This is a genomic window from Micromonospora sp. NPDC023869 (genome assembly GCF_055559695.1).
The window spans coordinates 622019-638109 of sequence record NZ_JBVHKD010000001.1 but is presented as its reverse complement, the minus strand read 5'-3'; the positions used below and the strand labels follow the sequence as shown (position 1 = coordinate 638109).

Below are 16091 nucleotides of genomic sequence, written 5' to 3'. Positions count from 1 at the left end.
CTCGGGTATCTCGTATTTCTATGACACCCCTCTGGTGTCGCAAGTTGCAAGCTGTAACACTGAGTCCATGTATGGCAATGACTTCCCGGGCGAGGACCCGCCCGGCGGCCTGCTCGGCGAGGTCGAGGCGGCGGAGGCGGCACTGCGGGCCGCGGCGGAACGGGGCCGGGCGGACGCCGATCCCGGAACGGACCTGGCGGCGTACTTCACCGCCGTGGTCGACGCCGACCAGAAGATCGAGCCGCGCGACTGGATGCCGGAGGCGTACCGGCGGACGCTGATCCGGCAGATCGCCCAGCACGCGCACTCCGAGATCATCGGCATGCAGCCGGAGGGCAACTGGATCAGCCGGGCCCCCTCGCTCAAGCGCAAGGCGATCCTGCTCGCCAAGGTGCAGGACGAGGCCGGTCACGGGCTCTACCTCTATGCCGCCGCCGAGACCCTCGGGGTGAGCCGGGACGAGCTTGTCCAGCTCCTGCTCGACGGCCGGCAGAAGTACAGCTCGATCTTCAACTACCCGACTCTGACCTGGGCCGACGTCGGTGCCATCGGATGGCTGGTGGACGGCGCGGCGATCGTCAACCAGGTGCCGCTCTGCCGCTGCTCCTACGGCCCGTACGCCCGCGCCATGATCCGGGTCTGCAAGGAGGAGTCGTTCCACCAGCGCCAGGGCTACGAGATCCTGTACGTGCTGGCGCACGGCACCCCGGCCCAGCGGGCGATGGCGCAGGACGCGGTGGACCGCTGGTGGTACCCGTCGCTGGCCATGTTCGGCCCGCCGGACGGCGACTCCACCCACTCCGCCCAGTCGATGGCCTGGAAGATCAAGCGTTTCTCCAACGACGAGTTGCGGCAGCGCTTCGTGGACATGTGTGTCGGCCAGGCAGAGGCGCTCGGGCTCACCCTCCCCGACCCGGACCTGCGCTGGAACGAACAGCGCCAGGCGTACGACTACACCCAGCCCGACTACGCCGAGCTGATGCGAGTGATCAAGGGCAACGGGCCGTGCAACCGGGAGCGGATGGCGCACCGACGCCAGGCGCACACCGACGGCGCGTGGGTGCGCGAGGCAGCCGAGGCGTACGCGGCGAAGCGGCGCAACAAAGAAAAGGTGTCAGCGTGAGCGCGAGGAGTGAGCCGATCTTGCGAGCCCCGCAGTCGCGAACCGAGGTGGCCCTGTGAGCGCGAGGAGTGAGCCGATCTTGCGAGCCCCGCAGTCGCGAACCGAGGTGGCCCTGTGAGCGCGAGGGAATCCGCACCGCTCTGGGAGGTCTTCGTGCGGGCCCGGCGAGGGCTGTCGCACACGCACGTGGGCAGCCTGCACGCGCCCGACGCCGAGCTGGCCCTGCGTAACGCCCGGGACCTCTACACCCGCCGTCAGGAGGGGGTGTCGATCTGGGTGGTGCCGGCCGGGGCGATCACCGCCTCCAGCCCGGACGAGAAGGACGCCTTCTTCGACCCAGCGGCCGACAAGGTCTACCGCCACCCCACCTTCTACGAGGTGCCGGACGGGGTGGCGCACCTGTGAACGGTCCCTTCGCCTTCACTCTGGCGCTCGGCGACGACGCGTTGATCGCGGCGCAGCGGCTCGCCGAGTGGACCACCCGGGCCCCCGAGATGGAGGAGGACATCGCGCTGGCCAACATCGCCCTCGACCAGCTCGGCGCGGCCCGGCTGCTGCTGACGTACGCGGGCGAGCTGGAGGGCGCGGGCCGGGACGAGGACGCGCTGGCGTACCTGCGCGACGACCGGGAGTTCCGCAACTGTCTGCTGGTCGAGCTGCCGAACGGCGACTTCGCGGTGACCATGGCGAAGCTGCTCGTGCTGTCGGCGTACCAGCTTCCGCTCTACACCGCGTTGGCCGGCTGCTCCGACGAGCGGCTGGCCGCGATCGGCGGCAAGGCCCGCAAGGAGTCCGCCTACCACCTGGACCACGCCGCGCTCTGGGTGAAGCGGCTCGGTGACGGCACCGCCGAGTCACACCGGCGGATGCAGGCCGGGATCGACCAGATCTGGCCGTACGCCGACGAGCTGTTCAGCCCCTGGCCGGACGCCCCGGTCGACCCGGCGACCCTGCGGGACGAGTTCGGTCGTACGGTCGCCGAGGTGCTCGCCGAGGCGACCCTCACCGTGCCGGAGTCGGCCTGGGCACCGGCCGGTGGGCGGGACGGTGTGCACACCGAACACCTGTCGTACCTGCTCGCCGAGGCACAGGTGCTGCACCGGGCCCACCCCGGGGCGCGCTGGTGAGCACGGACGGACCGTCGCGATGACCGATCCGCGCGTGGCCGTCGCGTCGGTGGTGGACCCCGAGATCCGGGTGGTCACCATCGACGACCTCGGCATCCTGCGCGCGGTGGAGGAGGACCCGGCGACCGGCCGCGTCGTGGTGACCATCACCCCCACGTACACCGGCTGCCCGGCGATGGACGTCATCCGGGCCGACATCCGGCGGGCGCTGGCCGCCGCCGGGCACCCGGACGCCGAGGTACGTACGGTGCACAGCCCGGCCTGGAGCACCGACTGGATCAGCGACGCCGGTCGGGCCAAGCTGGCCGCCGCCGGCATCGCCCCACCGCAGGCGGCATCCCGCGACGGCGTGGTCCCGCTGACCCTCGCCGTGCGCTGCCCGCGCTGCGGTTCACCGGAGACCGAGCAGCTCAGCCGCTTCGGCTCCACCGCGTGCAAGGCGCTGTGGCGCTGTCGCGCCTGTTCCGAACCCTTCGACCATGTGAAGGCGCTGTGACTGTCACCATCACCCGCCCGGTCCGCCGTCGCCCGGTGTTCCACCCGTTGCCCGTCGTCGCGGTGGACCGGCTCACCTCCGACGCCGTCGCGATCACCTTCGACGTACCCGAGGAGTTGCGCGAGACCTTCGCCTTCCAGGCCGGGCAGCACCTCACCGTACGGCTGCCCGTCGACGTGGGCGGGGGTGCCGGCCAGGACGTGCGCCGGTCGTACTCGATCTGCTCCACCCCGCAGGAGCTGGCCCGGCACGGGCGGCTGCGGATCGGCGTGCGGGAGATCCCCGGCGGGGCGTTCTCGGCGTACGCCTGCGGGGTGCTGCGGCGCGGCGACACCGTCGAGGTGCTGCCGCCGCTGGGGCATTTCGGCACCGCGTTCGCTCCGGACCGGGTCCGCCGCTACGGCGCGGTGGTCGCCGGGTCCGGCATCACGCCGGTGCTGTCGCTGGTCGCCACCGCCCTGGCCGTCGAGCCGGCCAGCACCTTCACCCTGGTGTACGGCAACCGCACGGCCAACTCGGTGATGTTCGCCGAGGAGTTGGCCGACCTGAAGGACCGCTACCCGACCCGGTTGCACCTGGTGCACGTGCTGTCCCGGGAGGAGACCGAGTCGCCGTTGCTCTCCGGGCGGATCGACGCCGCGCGGCTGGGCCGGCTGCTGGACACCGTGGTACCCGGCGACGCGATCGAGGAGTGGTTCCTCTGTGGCCCGTACGGGCTCGTGGTGGACGCCAAGGCGGTGCTCGTCGGGCGGGGCGTCGTCGAGTCGGCGGTGAACACCGAGTTGTTCCATGTCGACGCGCCACCGGATCCGGTCCGCCGCCCGGGCGACGAGCCGGGCACCGGCACCGAGGTCACGATCCTGCTCGACGGCCGGTCGTCGCGTTTCACCATGCGCCGTGACGAGCGGGTCCTGGACGCGGCGTTGAAGGTCCGCAGCGAGTTGCCGTACGCCTGCAAGGGTGGCGTCTGCTCGACCTGCCGCGCGAAGGTGGTCTCCGGCCGGGTCGAGATGGCCCGCAACTATGCGCTAGAGCCCGACGAGGTGGCCGCCGGTTACGTGCTGACCTGCCAGTCCAGCCCGGTCACCGACACCGTCACCGTCGACTACGACGCCTGAGGTCCACCCGCGTCACCCGCTCGGTCGGAAGATCGCCGACCGGGATCTGAACATGCGTGGGCTTCGCACCGTCTGTGGCGCCGAGGGATGAACGAGAGCATCGTCCGGTTCTCGATGGCTGGACCGACTTGGTCCGTTGTGGAGGAGCGCTGATGCGGTCATCCCGGCCAGTTCCGGCTTCACAGTCAGAAAGGAAGCCATGCGCAAATTCACCTCGGTGGTGGTTGCCGCAGCCATGGCGTTCATCGCCATGGAGACGGTCGTCGGTGCACCCGCCCGCGCCGCAGCCCCCCAGGAGTACGTGGCACTCGGCGACTCGTACGCCTCCGGCGTCGGGGCCTTCCCGTACGACTCGGCAAGTGGCGCATGTCTGCGCAGTCCGAGGAGCTACCCGAGGTTGCTGGCCTCCAGCGTCAGCGGGTACACGCTCAAGGACGTCACCTGCAGCGGCGCCACCATGGCCGACGTGCGCAACAAGCAGCTCTCCGCGCTGAGCAGCAACACCGCGCTGGTCAGCATCACGGTGGGCGGCAACGACGCGCAGTTCTCCTCGGTGGCAACGGGCTGCCTCACCGAGAGCGAGTGGTACTGCGAGACCGCCACCATGTACTCCTCGTACTACGCCCGTAACCAGATGGTGGGCGAGCTCGCCGGCCTCTACGGCGAGATCAAGCGCCGGGCGCCCAAGGCGAAGGTGGTCGTACTCGGCTACCCGAGGCTGGTCGCCCCGACCGGCTCCTGCGGCGCGATCAGCCCCAGTGCCGCCAAGCGCACCTTCATGAACGGCAACGCCGACGCGGTGGCCGAGGGCACCCGCGCGGCGGCGAGCCGGGCCGGCGTCACCTTCGTCGACATGCGCCCGGTCCTCGCCGGGTACGAGGCGTGCAGCCCCAAGCCGTTCCTCCACGGGGTCAACCTGACCCGTCTCACCGAGACCTTCCACCCGAACGCGGAAGGGCACGCCGCGTACACCTGGATGCTGGCGGCGTACCGCTCCTGATCCGACCAGGTCGAGGCCCGACGGGGCCGTTCGTGTCCCGAGGGATGCGGGCGGCCCCGGTCTCGTGCGAGTTCAGTCTGCTTGCCGTTTCCGCAGCGCCTCACGCAGCGACTGGAGCGATTCGCGGCTCTGTGCATGGATCCACTGACCCCAGCCGTTGATGTCGTGCCCCACGCAGGCTTTGAGCGCGGGTGACGGCTTGGCATAGGTCGATCCATCAGGAAGTCGGATGTTGCCGTCGGCCGTGACCACCGCTCGGTGGGTCAGACCTTTCCGCGTCTGGATATGAACGAGTTCGTCGCCGGGTGCCAGGAGTTCGGCATCGAGCAGCGCGCGAAGATCCCCACCACTTACCCGATTGGCGATGGCTGTCGGGCTGCCATCCAAACCCAACAATCGGCGGAGTACGTCGTTCTCCTGGTCGACGAAAGGCCGTGCATGCTGCTGCAGCAGGGCGTACACGTCGTCATCGACTTCGATCGGATGCATCGGCATCTGCGGCTCCTCAATCCTTCGATGCTGCACGTGCTGCTGGCCCAGCGTCCGACTCGAGCGCGGTGACCAGGAGCGGCACCGACGTCGACGGGTTACGTTCGGGCAGACTCCTGCCGACCTGCTGGCGATCCAGTTGACTGGCCCGTCGGATTGCCTCCGCTCGCCCCAACCGAAGGGCCTCGAAGTTCAATCCCTTGTCTCGCCTCCGGTATCCGCAGGGATGCCGTTCAAGCCTGCGGCACGCCTCATCGGTCGTGAGGTGGGGCAGGTTCTCGAAGTGCAACAGGAGCCAGACCTCGAAGCAGGGATTCGAGACGGCGCAGTGGATGCGGTGTTGCTTGGCCAATCCGAGTGCGGCGTCTAGTTGAGCATGGGGGTCCGGTGCCTCCACGTCGAAGACGCACCACACCTCGTCATAGGGCTCTCCGCCGGCGGCGGCCCGTTCAGCCTCGGTGAGCGCTTTCTGGACGACGCCGTAGGGCTGGCCCTTGCCAGAGAAGACCTCGATCCGGACAGTTCCGGCTCGAAGTTCTCGGCGCAGACCCTTGAAGTAGAGAGTCTCCGTGTTCTCGCCCTCCGAGCAGATCAGATATGCCTTCCGCTCCTCCCGGCGCCCAGGCTGGCGCCGCAAAGGCTTGTTACGACGCCTCATCGCCTGGTCTGCCTGGAGGTGGCGCGGTCGAGTAACGGCATGACCGAACTCTAGCCACTAAACTTTGGAACTTCGATGCCCAAAACGCTGGTGTCTAGAGTTATTTGCTCACGCCGCGTGGTCCGGTGGCTGGAGAAGATCGAGTATCTGGTGATCGAGAAAGGGGACCGCTCCGTAGCGGCCCTTGAGGTACCTGCCCTCGACATCGTCAAGGCCGCCGCGGACTCGGAACTCAGTCAAGGGGTAGAGGCGGGTAGCGCCGCTGGTGTCCTTCTCCGTGAGCCAGATCTGGTCTCGGTCAAGACGTGCGGACCGGTGGCGGCCGAGTAGGCCGACATCGTGACTGTTGAATACGAGCTGCGCCCCGGATGGGTTGCTCTCCGGTCTATGGAACATGCGGATCAGCTCGGAGGTGAGGTGCGGGTGCAACTCGCTGCCGAGGTCGTCCACGGCCAGCAGTCCACCGGCGTCGAGAGCACGTATCGCCAGTTGCAGCAGGCTGAACCAGCTACGCGTGCCGGACGACTCCCACTGCCACGGCAGGGGCGCCTCGCCGGTCTCGACCGCCGCTGAGTGAAGGAACTCGATCCGAGGAAGCTCCTGCGCGATGGCGGGTCGTGGATCGGGTCGGACGACCGTCGCGCCGACAATGCCGAGATCGGCGAAGCGGAGTAGCGCGAGCATCCGTTCGTCCGGGAGCGTCCCTGGAGGAAAACGGCTCGACGTGCCCGCATCGTAAGTGATCATCCGTCGCGAACTGAACCAGCGGTAGATCCTGCTGAGCTGGGGGTGGTTGTGCGTGGCGGCCGCAGACAGGAAGAGGCTGTTCGGGCGCACGGTGTCCGCGATCAGCTCGCGCGGCCCAGCGAGGTTGTTTCCGAAATGCAGTGATCCACCCTGGCGTTCGAGGTAGACCTGCCGGCGTCCCTTGGGGAACGCGTACAGCCACTCCTGCTGGATCACCTCGTCATCGAGCGAAAAGCCGAACTCGTACCGCACGTCGTCGACCACGAAGTCGAAGACGAACTCGCTGGGCCGACTCGCACTGGTCGGGTCGAGCCGGAACGGCCATCGACCGGGGATCGGTTCCTCCGGAAGCCACCTCTGATGGGAGAGTTGCACTGCGTTGCCGGCGAACTCCAGGGCCTTGATGATGTTGCTCTTACCCGACGCGTTCGGTCCGAAGATGCCGACGACGGGTAGGACGTCCAGCTTCTCGCGCGGGACTGGCCGAGTGGCGACGCCGGGATGTTCATCGGTGGCGATGAGGCTCAGCTCGGCCTCGTCACGTAGTGACGCGAAGTTGGTCGCCCGGAAGCGCAGCAGCATCGACTGGCTCAACTCCAATCCCCATTCACGCGTAATGTACCTCCTCTCGGGCTGCTATTCGTCAGAAAGTGACGATCTGGGCCACCTGCGCGTGCCCGATCGCCTCATCGAGGCCGCGCTTGTGGTGTGCGGCATCTCCGGACGGGTCTGGGGGTGGTCGGTGGGAGTCGCGACGTAGGCTCGGTGGCGTGACGACGAGCCGGGAGATCGACGACATCCTGCAGCGTGGCGCGGACGGTGGGCGGATCACGCCCGAGGAGGCGCTGCTGCTCTACACCGAGGCGCCCTTCCACGCGCTGGGCGAGGCCGCGGACGCGGTACGCCGTCGGCGGTACCCGGACAACATCGTCACGTACCTGATCGACCGCAACATCAACTACACCAACGTCTGCGTGACGGCGTGCAAGTTCTGTGCCTTCTACCGGGCTCCCAAGCACAGCGAGGGGTGGACCCACCCCACCGAGGAGATCCTGCGCCGCTGCGGCGAGGCGGTCGAGCTGGGCGCGACCCAGGTCATGCTCCAGGGCGGCCACCACCCGGACTACGGGGTGGAGTACTACGAGGAGCTGTTCTCCTCGGTCAAGAAGGCGTACCCGCAGCTCGCCATCCACTCGATCGGCCCGAGCGAGATCCTGCACATGGCCAAGGTCTCCGACGTCAGCCTGGACGAGGCCATCGCCCGGATCAAGGCCGCCGGGCTGGACTCGATCGCCGGTGCCGGCGCCGAGATGCTTCCGGAGCGCCCGCGGAAGGCGATCGCGCCGCTCAAGGAGTCGGGCGAGCGCTGGCTGGAGGTCATGGAGCTGGCGCACCGGCAGGGCGTCGAGTCGACCGCGACGATGATGATGGGCACCGGCGAGACGGCCGCCGAGCGGATCGAGCACCTGCGGATGATCCGCGACGTGCAGGACCGCACCCAGGGCTTCCGGTCCTTCATCCCGTGGACGTACCAGCCGGAGAACAACCACCTCAAGGGCCGGACCCAGGCGACGACGCTGGAGTACCTGCGCCTGGTGGCGGTGGCCCGGCTCTTCTTCGAGACCGTGCCGCACCTACAGGCGTCCTGGCTGACCACGGGCAAGGACGTGGGGCAGCTCGCGCTGCACATGGGCGTGGACGACCTGGGTTCGATCATGCTGGAGGAGAACGTCATTTCCTCGGCGGGTGCCCGGCACCGGTCCAACCTGCACGAGCTGATCGGGATGATCCGCTCCGCCGACCGGATCCCGGCGCAACGGGACACGCTCTACCGGCGGCTGGCCGTGCACCACACCCCTGCCGACGACCCCACCGACGAGCGGGTGGTGTCGCACTTCTCGTCGATCGCGCTGCCCGGCGGCGGTGCCGGTCGCTCCCTGCCGCTGGTCGAGGCGAACTGAGTCTCCCCAAGGTCACGAGTGGTCCCCGGAAAGGTCACGGTTCGCCAACGGTGCCGACGCTCGGCTGATCACCCGAACGGCTCGCCCCGCCCATCCAACCGGCTCGAAGCGTAGTGCCGGAGCGGTGCGGGGTCGCGCTCCCTCGGGCAACAAGAGCCATCAATCCGGACAAACCTTAAATGACCATTAGCTGAGCAGCTTGTGGCGTGTGTGAACCGGGGTGGCGCGTGTGATCGCCGACCGCTAACGTCCCCGGCCGTACGCTTCTCACCACTCCACGGGGGAGACCCTTTAATGATCTTCCGTACTCGTCGTGCCGCGAGCCTGGCCACGGCCGCGCTGCTCGCCTCCGGCGCGGTCGCCGCGTTCGGCGTACCGGCCCACGCCGCCGGCACCGAGACCGACCTGGCGATCACCTCGGCCGGCACCAAGGTCGCCGAGGGCTCCTGGGGCAAGCTGGCCTTCGCCAAGATCAAAAACCAGGGTGAGAACACCCCGAGCAAGGTCTCCCTCAAGGTCGACGCCTCCAAGGTGGACGAGAGCAGGCTCTGGTTCGCGACGGTCACCGAGGGTGGGTGCACGACCGACAGCGACCCGACCCTGTTCGTCTGCGAGCTGGACAAGACCGAGATCCCCGGACCCGGCGAGACCACCGAGTTGCCGCTCCTCCTGGTCAAGACCGGTGAGACGGCCACCGGGCCGTACAAGGCCCCGGTCACCATCACCATCGAGTCGCCGGACGACACCGACGACAGCAACAACAGCGTCACCTTCGACGTCGAGGTGACCCCTGAGAGCGGCGTCGACCTGGGCGTTATCGTGCCGGACGTGAAGACCGGCATCGACTTCGAAACCGAGAAGGAGAGCGACAAGCTCCTTCCGGGCGATACCTCAATCGTCTTCGGTGCGGTCCTGAACCAGGGCGACCTGATCGCCCAGGGCATCAAGCTGACCTTCCAGCTTCCGGTGGGTGTGACCTTCGCCTTCCCGGTCGAGGGGTGCGAGATCAGCGCCGATAACCGCAGCGCCGTGTGCGATGACAAGACGCTTGTGATCGGGACCGACGAGGTGCTCATCATCGATATGCCGATCGTCGTGGACGAGGACGTGAAGGCACCGGTGGCCCTCAAGGGCGGCTCGCTGGAGGCCGTGGCGCACGGCGCGTTGAAGCCGGAGGCCCGGATCAGCAAGCAGGCGACCGTCCCGGACTTCGACCGGGCCGAGGTCCGGGAGATCGAGGACACCGAGTTCGCCGACATCGACCCGTCGGACAACAGCGACGACTTCGCCGTGATCGTCGCGGCCACCGGTAACGGTGGCGGTGGCGGTGGCCTGCCGGTCACCGGTGTGCAGGCCGGCGCGATCGGCGCCGTCGGTGCGGGCGTCGTGCTCGCCGGTGCGGCCATGTTCCTGGTGTCCCGTCGTCGCCGGGTGGTCCTGGTGGCTCCGGGGGACGAGAAGACCAACTCCTGAGGTAGTCCTCAATCGGCCCGCGCGGGCCGTTCACATAACGCACGGCAGTAGGGGCGGGATGGGCGACCATCCCGCCCCTACTGTCTGTGCCGTGGGCACCGGCGACCCTGGCGGTGAACGGTCGGAGGTCGGGCTGGCAGAGTGGAGGGGTGAGCACCCCGCAGGGCCAGCGCGCCAGCCTGGACAAGCAGCCGCACGAGGTCGCCGCGATGTTCGACGGGGTCGCGGCCCGCTACGACCTGACCAACACCGTCCTCTCCTTCGGGCAGGACCGGTTCTGGCGGCGGGCCACCCGGGCCGCCCTGGACCTGCGTCCCGGGGACCGGGTGCTGGACGTGGGCGCGGGCACCGGGGTCTCGACCGAGGAGCTGTCCCGCTCCGGGGCGTACGCGGTCGGCGCCGACCTGTCGCTGGGCATGCTGTACGCGGGCAAGAAGGTCCGTCCACAGGTGTCGTTGCTGGCCGGTGACGCCCTCCGGCTGCCCTTCGCCGACGCGAGCTTCGACGCGGTGACCATCTCCTTCGCGCTGCGCAACGTCAGCGACACCGACGCGGCGCTGCGCGAACTGGCGCGGGTCACCCGGCCGGGCGGCCGGCTGGTGGTCTGCGAGTTCAGCACCCCGGTCAACCCGGCCTTCCGCACCGTCTACCTGTCGTACCTGATGCGGTCGCTGCCGGCGGTGGCGCGGACGGTGTCCAGCAACCCGGACGCCTACGTCTATCTCGCCGAGTCGATCCGGGCCTGGCCGGACCAGCCGGCGTTGGCCGCGCGGGTAGGGGCGGCCGGGTGGGGCAAGGTGGCGTGGCGGAACCTGAGCGGCGGCATCGTGGCGCTGCACCGGGCCATCCGCGACTGACCCGACTTGCCCCTTTCTCACCGTCATTTAGGTGAATGGGGTCATTTGGTATTGCCTGCCCCTTAGGCTGGCCCGCATGACGGATGCGAACCACGTGGCCACCGATGATGCCGCCGAGCTGGTCGACCAGCTCAGGGATCTGGCCGGTGCGGATCCGGCGGACGTGCGTCAGGTGGTGTCCGAGGTGCTCGCCGCGCTGGACCGGGCCGCCGGTGGCGCGTTGCGGGAGCACCTGCCGGAGACGATCCGCGCAGGGCTGGACGCCGCCAGCCCCACCGCATAGGGCTGCTCCGATGTCCCGGATCGCATGGCCGCAGCGTCCGGGAGTTCCGTCAGTGTCCTGTTTCCGTGATGTTAGGTCGCCCTAACAAACCGAGCGTACGGCGTCGGTCATAGACTCGTCCCGGCTGGCTTGTGAAGCATTTCACGAGCACTCGGGAGGAGGTGCGAATGACCGCGGTGGAGAACGACGCCGACGTGATCGTCGTGGGCGCCGGTCCCGGTGGGTCGGCGACCGCGTACCACCTGGCCCGGCACGGCGTACGCGTGCTGCTGCTGGAGAAGACCGAGTTCCCGCGCGAGAAGGTCTGCGGCGACGGGCTGACCCCGCGCGCGGTGCGGCAGCTGATCCGGATGGGTGTGGACACCTCACCGGAGGCCGGCTGGCTGCACAACCGAGGTCTGCGGGTGATCGGCGGCGGCGTTCGGCTCGAACTCGACTGGCCGGATCTGGCCAGCTTCCCGAACTACGGGCTGGTCCGCACACGGCTCGACTTCGACGACCTGCTCGCCCAGCGGGCGGTGTCCGCCGGCGCGACGCTACGGACCAACGTGAACGTGACCGGCCCGGTGCTCGACGGCAACGGCCGGGTGATCGGCGTGGAGGCCGAGGACGGCCCGGACAAGGCCCCGGCCACCTTCCACGCGCCGCTGGTGGTCGCCGCCGACGGCGTCTCCGGCCGCTTCCCGCTCGCCCTCGGGCTGGCCAAGCGCGAGGACCGCCCGATCGGCGTGGCGGTCCGCCGCTACTACCGTTCCGAGGCCCGGCACGACGACGACTACCTGGAGTCGTGGCTGGAGCTGCGGGCCAAGGGCACCGGTGCCCTGCTGCCCGGGTACGGCTGGATCTTCGGCCTCGGTGACGGTCGGGTCAACGTCGGCCTCGGCATCCTCAACTCCTCGTCGGCCTTCGGCAAGACCAACTACCGGCGGCTGCTCACCGACTGGCTGGCCAACACGCCGCCGGAGTGGGGGATGACCGACGAGGCCAACGCCGAGGGTTCGATCCTCGGCGCGGCACTGCCGATGGGCTTCAACCGGGTGCCGCACTACACCCGGGGGGTCATGCTGGTCGGTGACTCCGGCGGCATGGTCAACCCGTTCAACGGCGAGGGCATCGCGTACGCCATGGAGTCCGGCGAGCTGGCCGCGGAGGTCGCGGTGCAGGCGCTGGCCCGTCCGGTCGGTGTCGAGCGGGAGCGTGCCCTGATGGCGTACCCGCAGGAGTTGAAGACCCGGTTCGGCGGCTACTACCGGCTGGGCGGGGTCTTCGTGAAGCTGATCGGCCGGCCCGAGATCATGCGCGTGGCGACCAAGCACGGCATGCCCCACCCGACCCTGATGCGCTTCGTGCTCAAGCTGCTGGCCAACCTCACCGACCCCCGTGGCGGTGACGCGATGGACCGGGTGATCAATGCGATGACCCGGGTCGCGCCCGCTGTGTAGGGGCGCGGACCAGGCAGGTCGACCCCCCGCCGACGGTCGCCGGGTGGGATGTGAATAGTGTGAATTTCGCCAACGAACGAGGGCAGGGAAGGACGAGCAGGAGAAGAAGATGTCACTCTCGCCTTACGTACCCATCATTGGGCTGTTCGCCCTCGCTGCCGCCTTCGCGCTGTTCTCGATAGGCGCTGCCCGGTTCGCCGGGCCCCGGCGTTACAACAAGGCCAAGCTCGAAGCCTACGAATGTGGGATCGAGCCCAGCCCGCAGCCGATCGGCGGCAGCCGGTTCCCGGTCAAGTTCTATCTGACGGCGATGCTCTTCATCGTCTTCGACGTGGAAATGATCTTCCTTTACCCGTGGGCTGTCTCCTTCGACCTCCTGCCGGTGTTTGGATTCGTCGCCATGTTGATTTTCATCGGTGCGGTCTTCGTCGCGTACGCCTACGAGTGGCGGCGCGGCGGTCTGGACTGGGACTGAGGGAGGAACGGCAATGGGTATCGAGGAGAAACTTCCCGCCGGCGTCCTGCTCACCTCGGTGGAGAAGCTCGTCAACTGGTCGCGCAAGTCGTCGGTCTGGGGTGCCACCTTCGGCCTGGCCTGCTGCGCGATCGAGATGATGGCCGCCGGTGGTCCGCACTACGACATGGGCCGCTGGGGCATGGAGGTCTTCCGGGCCTCGCCCCGGCAGGCCGACCTGATGATCGTCGCCGGCCGGGTCAGCCAGAAGATGGCCCCGGTGCTGCGCCAGATCTACGACCAGATGGCCGAGCCCCGCTGGGTGCTCTCCATGGGCGTCTGCGCCAGCAGCGGCGGCATGTTCAACAACTACGCCATCGTCCAGGGCGTGGACCACGTCGTGCCGGTCGACATGTACCTGCCGGGCTGCCCGCCCCGGCCGGAGATGCTCATCGACGCGATCCTCAAGCTGCGCGAGAAGATCGGCCACGAGCCGCTCGGCCCGAACGGTCGCAAGATGCTGGCGGCCCGCGAGGCGCGCGGTGACGTGCCGGTCGTGCCCTACGGCTCGATGCCGTCGTCGTACCGCAACGACAAGGCCCGCCGCGCCGAGTGGACGAAGGCCGTCCGCGAGGGACGCGAGGAGCAGTTGCGGATCGAGAACTGGATGAAGGCCCAGAACCACCTCCACCCGTACGGGGGGATCAAGTGACTGACGACAAGCGAGCCGAGGGCGGCGGCGTACCGGTTCCGGTGACGCCGGCCGGGTCGACCAGCGGTGCGCCCGCAGAGTTCCCACCGGCCTCGCCCGCCGGCCGGGGCATGTTCGGCAACCAGGGCACCGGCGACGTCTCCGGCTTCGGCGGCCTGGTTCGCCCGCGCCCGCAGCTCGCCGACTCGCCTCGGCCGTTCGGCGGCTACTTCGACGACGTGTACGACGCGCTGGAGGAGGCGTACCCGGCCTTCGGCGACGCGATCGAGAACGTGGTGGTCGACCGGGGCGAGCTGACCCTGCACATCCGCCCGGAGCGGATCGCCGAGGTGTGCCAGGTGATGCGGGACGACGCGGGGCTGCGCTTCGAGCTGCTCTCCTCGCTCTCCGGCGTGGACTACCTGGGTGCCGACGAGCGCCGGCTGCACGTGGTCTACCAGCTCACCTCGATGACCTATCGGCGACTGGTGCGCTTGGAGGCGGCCGTCTCCGCCGAGAACCCGCATCTGCCCAGCGTCACCTCGGTCTACCCGACCGCGGACTGGCAGGAGCGGGAGGCGTACGACATGTTCGGCGTCATCTTCGACGGCCACCCGGCGCTGACCCGGATCCTCATGCCGGACGACTGGGAGGGCCACCCGCAGCGGAAGGACTACCCCCTCGGCGGCGTGCCCGTGGAGTACAAGGGCGCCGAGATCCCGCCGCCCGACAAGCGGAGGTCGTACCAGTGAACGCGAGGAGTGCAGCGAAGCGGAGCCCCGCAGTCGCGAACGAAAGGTCGGCACTGTGAGCGCGTCCAACTACGCCACCGAGCGCGAGACCACCGAAGGTCGGGTCTTCACCGTCACCGGCGGGGACTGGGACGATCTCGTCTCGGGAGTCGACCCGATCAACGAGGGTCGGATCGTCGTCAACATGGGCCCGCAGCACCCGTCCACGCACGGGGTGCTGCGGCTGGTCCTGGAGCTGGAGGGCGAGACGGTCCGGGAGGCCCGCTCGGTCGTCGGCTACCTGCACACCGGCATCGAGAAGAACCTGGAGTACCGCAACTGGGTCCAGGGCTCGACGTTCGTGACCCGGATGGACTACCTCTCGCCGATCTTCAACGAGACGGCGTACTCGCTCGCGGTGGAGAAGCTGCTCGGCATCACCGACGACATCACCGAGCGGGCCAACACCATCCGGGTGCTCATGATGGAGCTGAACCGGATCTCCTCGCACCTGGTCTGGGTCGCCACCACGGCGATGGAGCTGGGCGCGATCAACATGATGCTCTACGGCTTCCGGGAGCGCGAGTACATCCTGGAGATCTTCGAGCTGATCACCGGGCTGCGGATGAACCACGCGTACGTCCGGCCGGGCGGTGTCGCCCAGGACGTGCCGGACGAGGCGATCGTCAAGATCCGCGACTTCCTCAAGCTCCTGCCGAAGCGGCTCAAGGAGTACGAGGACCTGCTCTCCGGCCAGCCGATCTGGCTGGAGCGTACGAAGAACATCGCGGTGCTCGACGTGACCGGCTGTGTCGCGCTCGGTGTCACCGGCCCGGTGCTGCGCTCCGCGGGCCTGGCCTGGGACCTGCGCAAGACCATGCCGTACTGCGGCTACGAGGACTACGAGTTCGACGTGCCGACGCACCCCGACGGCGACGTCTGGGGCCGGTACCTGGTCCGGATGGCCGAGATGCGCGAGTCGCTCAAGATCGTCGAGCAGGCGCTGGACCGGCTCGAGCCGGGACCGGTGATGGTCGCCGACAAGAAGATCGCGTGGCCGGCGCAGCTGGCCATCGGCGTCGACGGCATGGGCAACTCGCTGGAGCACGTCGCCAAGATCATGGGGCAGTCGATGGAGTCTCTGATCCACCACTTCAAGCTGGTGACGGAGGGCTTCCGGGTGCCGCCGGGCCAGGTGTACGTCGGCATCGAGTCGCCGCGCGGCGAACTGGGCGTGCACGCGGTCTCCGACGGTGGCACCCGGCCGTACCGGGTGCACTACCGGGAGCCGAGCTTCGTCAACCTCCAGGCCCTGCCGGCGATGGCCGAGGGTGGCCTGATCGCCGACGTGATCGCCGGCGGCGCCTCGCTGGACCCCGTCATGGGAGGTTGTGACCGGTGAGCGCGAGGAGTGAGCTTGCGAGCCCCGCAGTCGCGAACG

18 protein-coding genes are annotated in these 16091 nt (G+C 68.7%); 15 read left to right on the top strand and 3 right to left on the bottom strand.

All coding sequences use genetic code 11. From position 1 onward, the window contains the following. The first annotated feature begins 67 nt into the window (after positions 1-67). From paaA to ACZ31C_RS02575, 6 genes are all read left to right on the top strand, one after another. The gene (paaA, locus tag ACZ31C_RS02600) at positions 68-1123 is read left to right on the top strand and encodes a 1,2-phenylacetyl-CoA epoxidase subunit PaaA (protein ID WP_465793885.1); all 1056 of its coding nucleotides are present in this window, start codon (positions 68-70) and stop codon (positions 1121-1123) included. A 114-nt stretch (positions 1124-1237) separates the two neighbouring features. Beyond that, positions 1238-1528, top strand: coding sequence for a 1,2-phenylacetyl-CoA epoxidase subunit PaaB (paaB, locus tag ACZ31C_RS02595; RefSeq protein WP_350697438.1), 291 nt, complete (start codon positions 1238-1240; stop codon positions 1526-1528). Beyond that, complete coding sequence (gene paaC / locus ACZ31C_RS02590) at positions 1525-2250, top strand: 1,2-phenylacetyl-CoA epoxidase subunit PaaC (RefSeq protein ID WP_465793884.1); 726 nt, start codon at positions 1525-1527, stop codon at positions 2248-2250. Before paaB ends, paaC begins: the two co-directional genes overlap by 4 nt. A 19-nt stretch (positions 2251-2269) precedes the next feature. Beyond that, positions 2270-2746: a 1,2-phenylacetyl-CoA epoxidase subunit PaaD gene (gene paaD, locus ACZ31C_RS02585; RefSeq protein WP_465793883.1), complete on the top strand. Its 477-nt coding sequence runs from the start codon at positions 2270-2272 to the stop codon at positions 2744-2746. After that, positions 2743-3864, top strand: coding sequence for a 1,2-phenylacetyl-CoA epoxidase subunit PaaE (paaE, locus tag ACZ31C_RS02580; RefSeq protein ID WP_465793882.1), 1122 nt, complete (start codon positions 2743-2745; stop codon positions 3862-3864). The genes paaD and paaE overlap by 4 nt, the downstream gene beginning before the upstream one ends. A 199-nt stretch (positions 3865-4063) precedes the next feature. After that, positions 4064-4864, top strand: coding sequence for an SGNH/GDSL hydrolase family protein (locus tag ACZ31C_RS02575; RefSeq protein WP_465793881.1), 801 nt, complete (start codon positions 4064-4066; stop codon positions 4862-4864). A 72-nt stretch (positions 4865-4936) separates the two neighbouring features. On the opposite strand, the gene ACZ31C_RS02570 is transcribed toward ACZ31C_RS02575, so the two are convergent. The 3 genes from ACZ31C_RS02570 to ACZ31C_RS02560 form a co-directional block, all read right to left on the bottom strand. Continuing rightward, positions 4937-5359 carry a restriction system modified-DNA reader domain-containing protein gene (locus ACZ31C_RS02570; RefSeq protein WP_465793880.1) on the bottom strand — a complete coding sequence of 141 codons (423 nt, stop codon included), beginning with the start codon at positions 5357-5359 and terminating at the stop codon, positions 4937-4939. A 10-nt stretch (positions 5360-5369) separates the two neighbouring features. Further along, entirely contained in the window at positions 5370-6011 is a 642-nt protein-coding gene (locus ACZ31C_RS02565; protein ID WP_396741147.1) for an RloB family protein, read from the bottom strand. Between the two features lie 108 nt (positions 6012-6119). After that, a complete protein-coding gene (locus tag ACZ31C_RS02560) occupies positions 6120-7352 on the bottom strand; it encodes an AAA family ATPase (RefSeq protein WP_465793879.1) in 1233 nt (410 codons plus the stop codon). Between the two features lie 176 nt (positions 7353-7528). On the opposite strand from ACZ31C_RS02560, the gene mqnC reads away from it, so the two are divergent. From mqnC to ACZ31C_RS02515, 9 genes are all read left to right on the top strand, one after another. Next, entirely contained in the window at positions 7529-8719 is a 1191-nt protein-coding gene (mqnC, locus tag ACZ31C_RS02555) for a cyclic dehypoxanthinyl futalosine synthase (RefSeq protein ID WP_465793878.1), read from the top strand. Between the two features lie 294 nt (positions 8720-9013). Continuing rightward, complete coding sequence (locus tag ACZ31C_RS02550; protein ID WP_465793877.1) at positions 9014-10192, top strand: LPXTG cell wall anchor domain-containing protein; 1179 nt, start codon at positions 9014-9016, stop codon at positions 10190-10192. A 149-nt stretch (positions 10193-10341) separates the two neighbouring features. Then, a complete protein-coding gene (locus ACZ31C_RS02545; RefSeq protein WP_396741139.1) occupies positions 10342-11049 on the top strand; it encodes a demethylmenaquinone methyltransferase in 708 nt (235 codons plus the stop codon). Between the two features lie 76 nt (positions 11050-11125). After that, positions 11126-11332, top strand: coding sequence for a hypothetical protein (locus ACZ31C_RS02540; protein ID WP_396741137.1), 207 nt, complete (start codon positions 11126-11128; stop codon positions 11330-11332). A 167-nt stretch (positions 11333-11499) separates the two neighbouring features. Then, positions 11500-12774, top strand: a complete 1275-nt coding sequence (locus ACZ31C_RS02535) for a geranylgeranyl reductase family protein (RefSeq protein ID WP_465793876.1) — start codon at positions 11500-11502, stop codon at positions 12772-12774. 109 nt (positions 12775-12883) lie between these two features. Beyond that, the gene (locus ACZ31C_RS02530; protein WP_350697428.1) at positions 12884-13249 is read left to right on the top strand and encodes an NADH-quinone oxidoreductase subunit A; all 366 of its coding nucleotides are present in this window, start codon (positions 12884-12886) and stop codon (positions 13247-13249) included. Positions 13250-13262: 13 nt separating this feature from the next. Further along, positions 13263-13940: a NuoB/complex I 20 kDa subunit family protein gene (locus ACZ31C_RS02525; protein ID WP_117229654.1), complete on the top strand. Its 678-nt coding sequence runs from the start codon at positions 13263-13265 to the stop codon at positions 13938-13940. Then, complete coding sequence (locus ACZ31C_RS02520; RefSeq protein WP_396741133.1) at positions 13937-14671, top strand: NADH-quinone oxidoreductase subunit C; 735 nt, start codon at positions 13937-13939, stop codon at positions 14669-14671. Before ACZ31C_RS02525 ends, ACZ31C_RS02520 begins: the two co-directional genes overlap by 4 nt. Before the next feature lie 55 nt (positions 14672-14726). After that, positions 14727-16052: an NADH-quinone oxidoreductase subunit D gene (locus ACZ31C_RS02515; RefSeq protein WP_131054079.1), complete on the top strand. Its 1326-nt coding sequence runs from the start codon at positions 14727-14729 to the stop codon at positions 16050-16052. Positions 16053-16091: the final 39 nt, after the last annotated feature.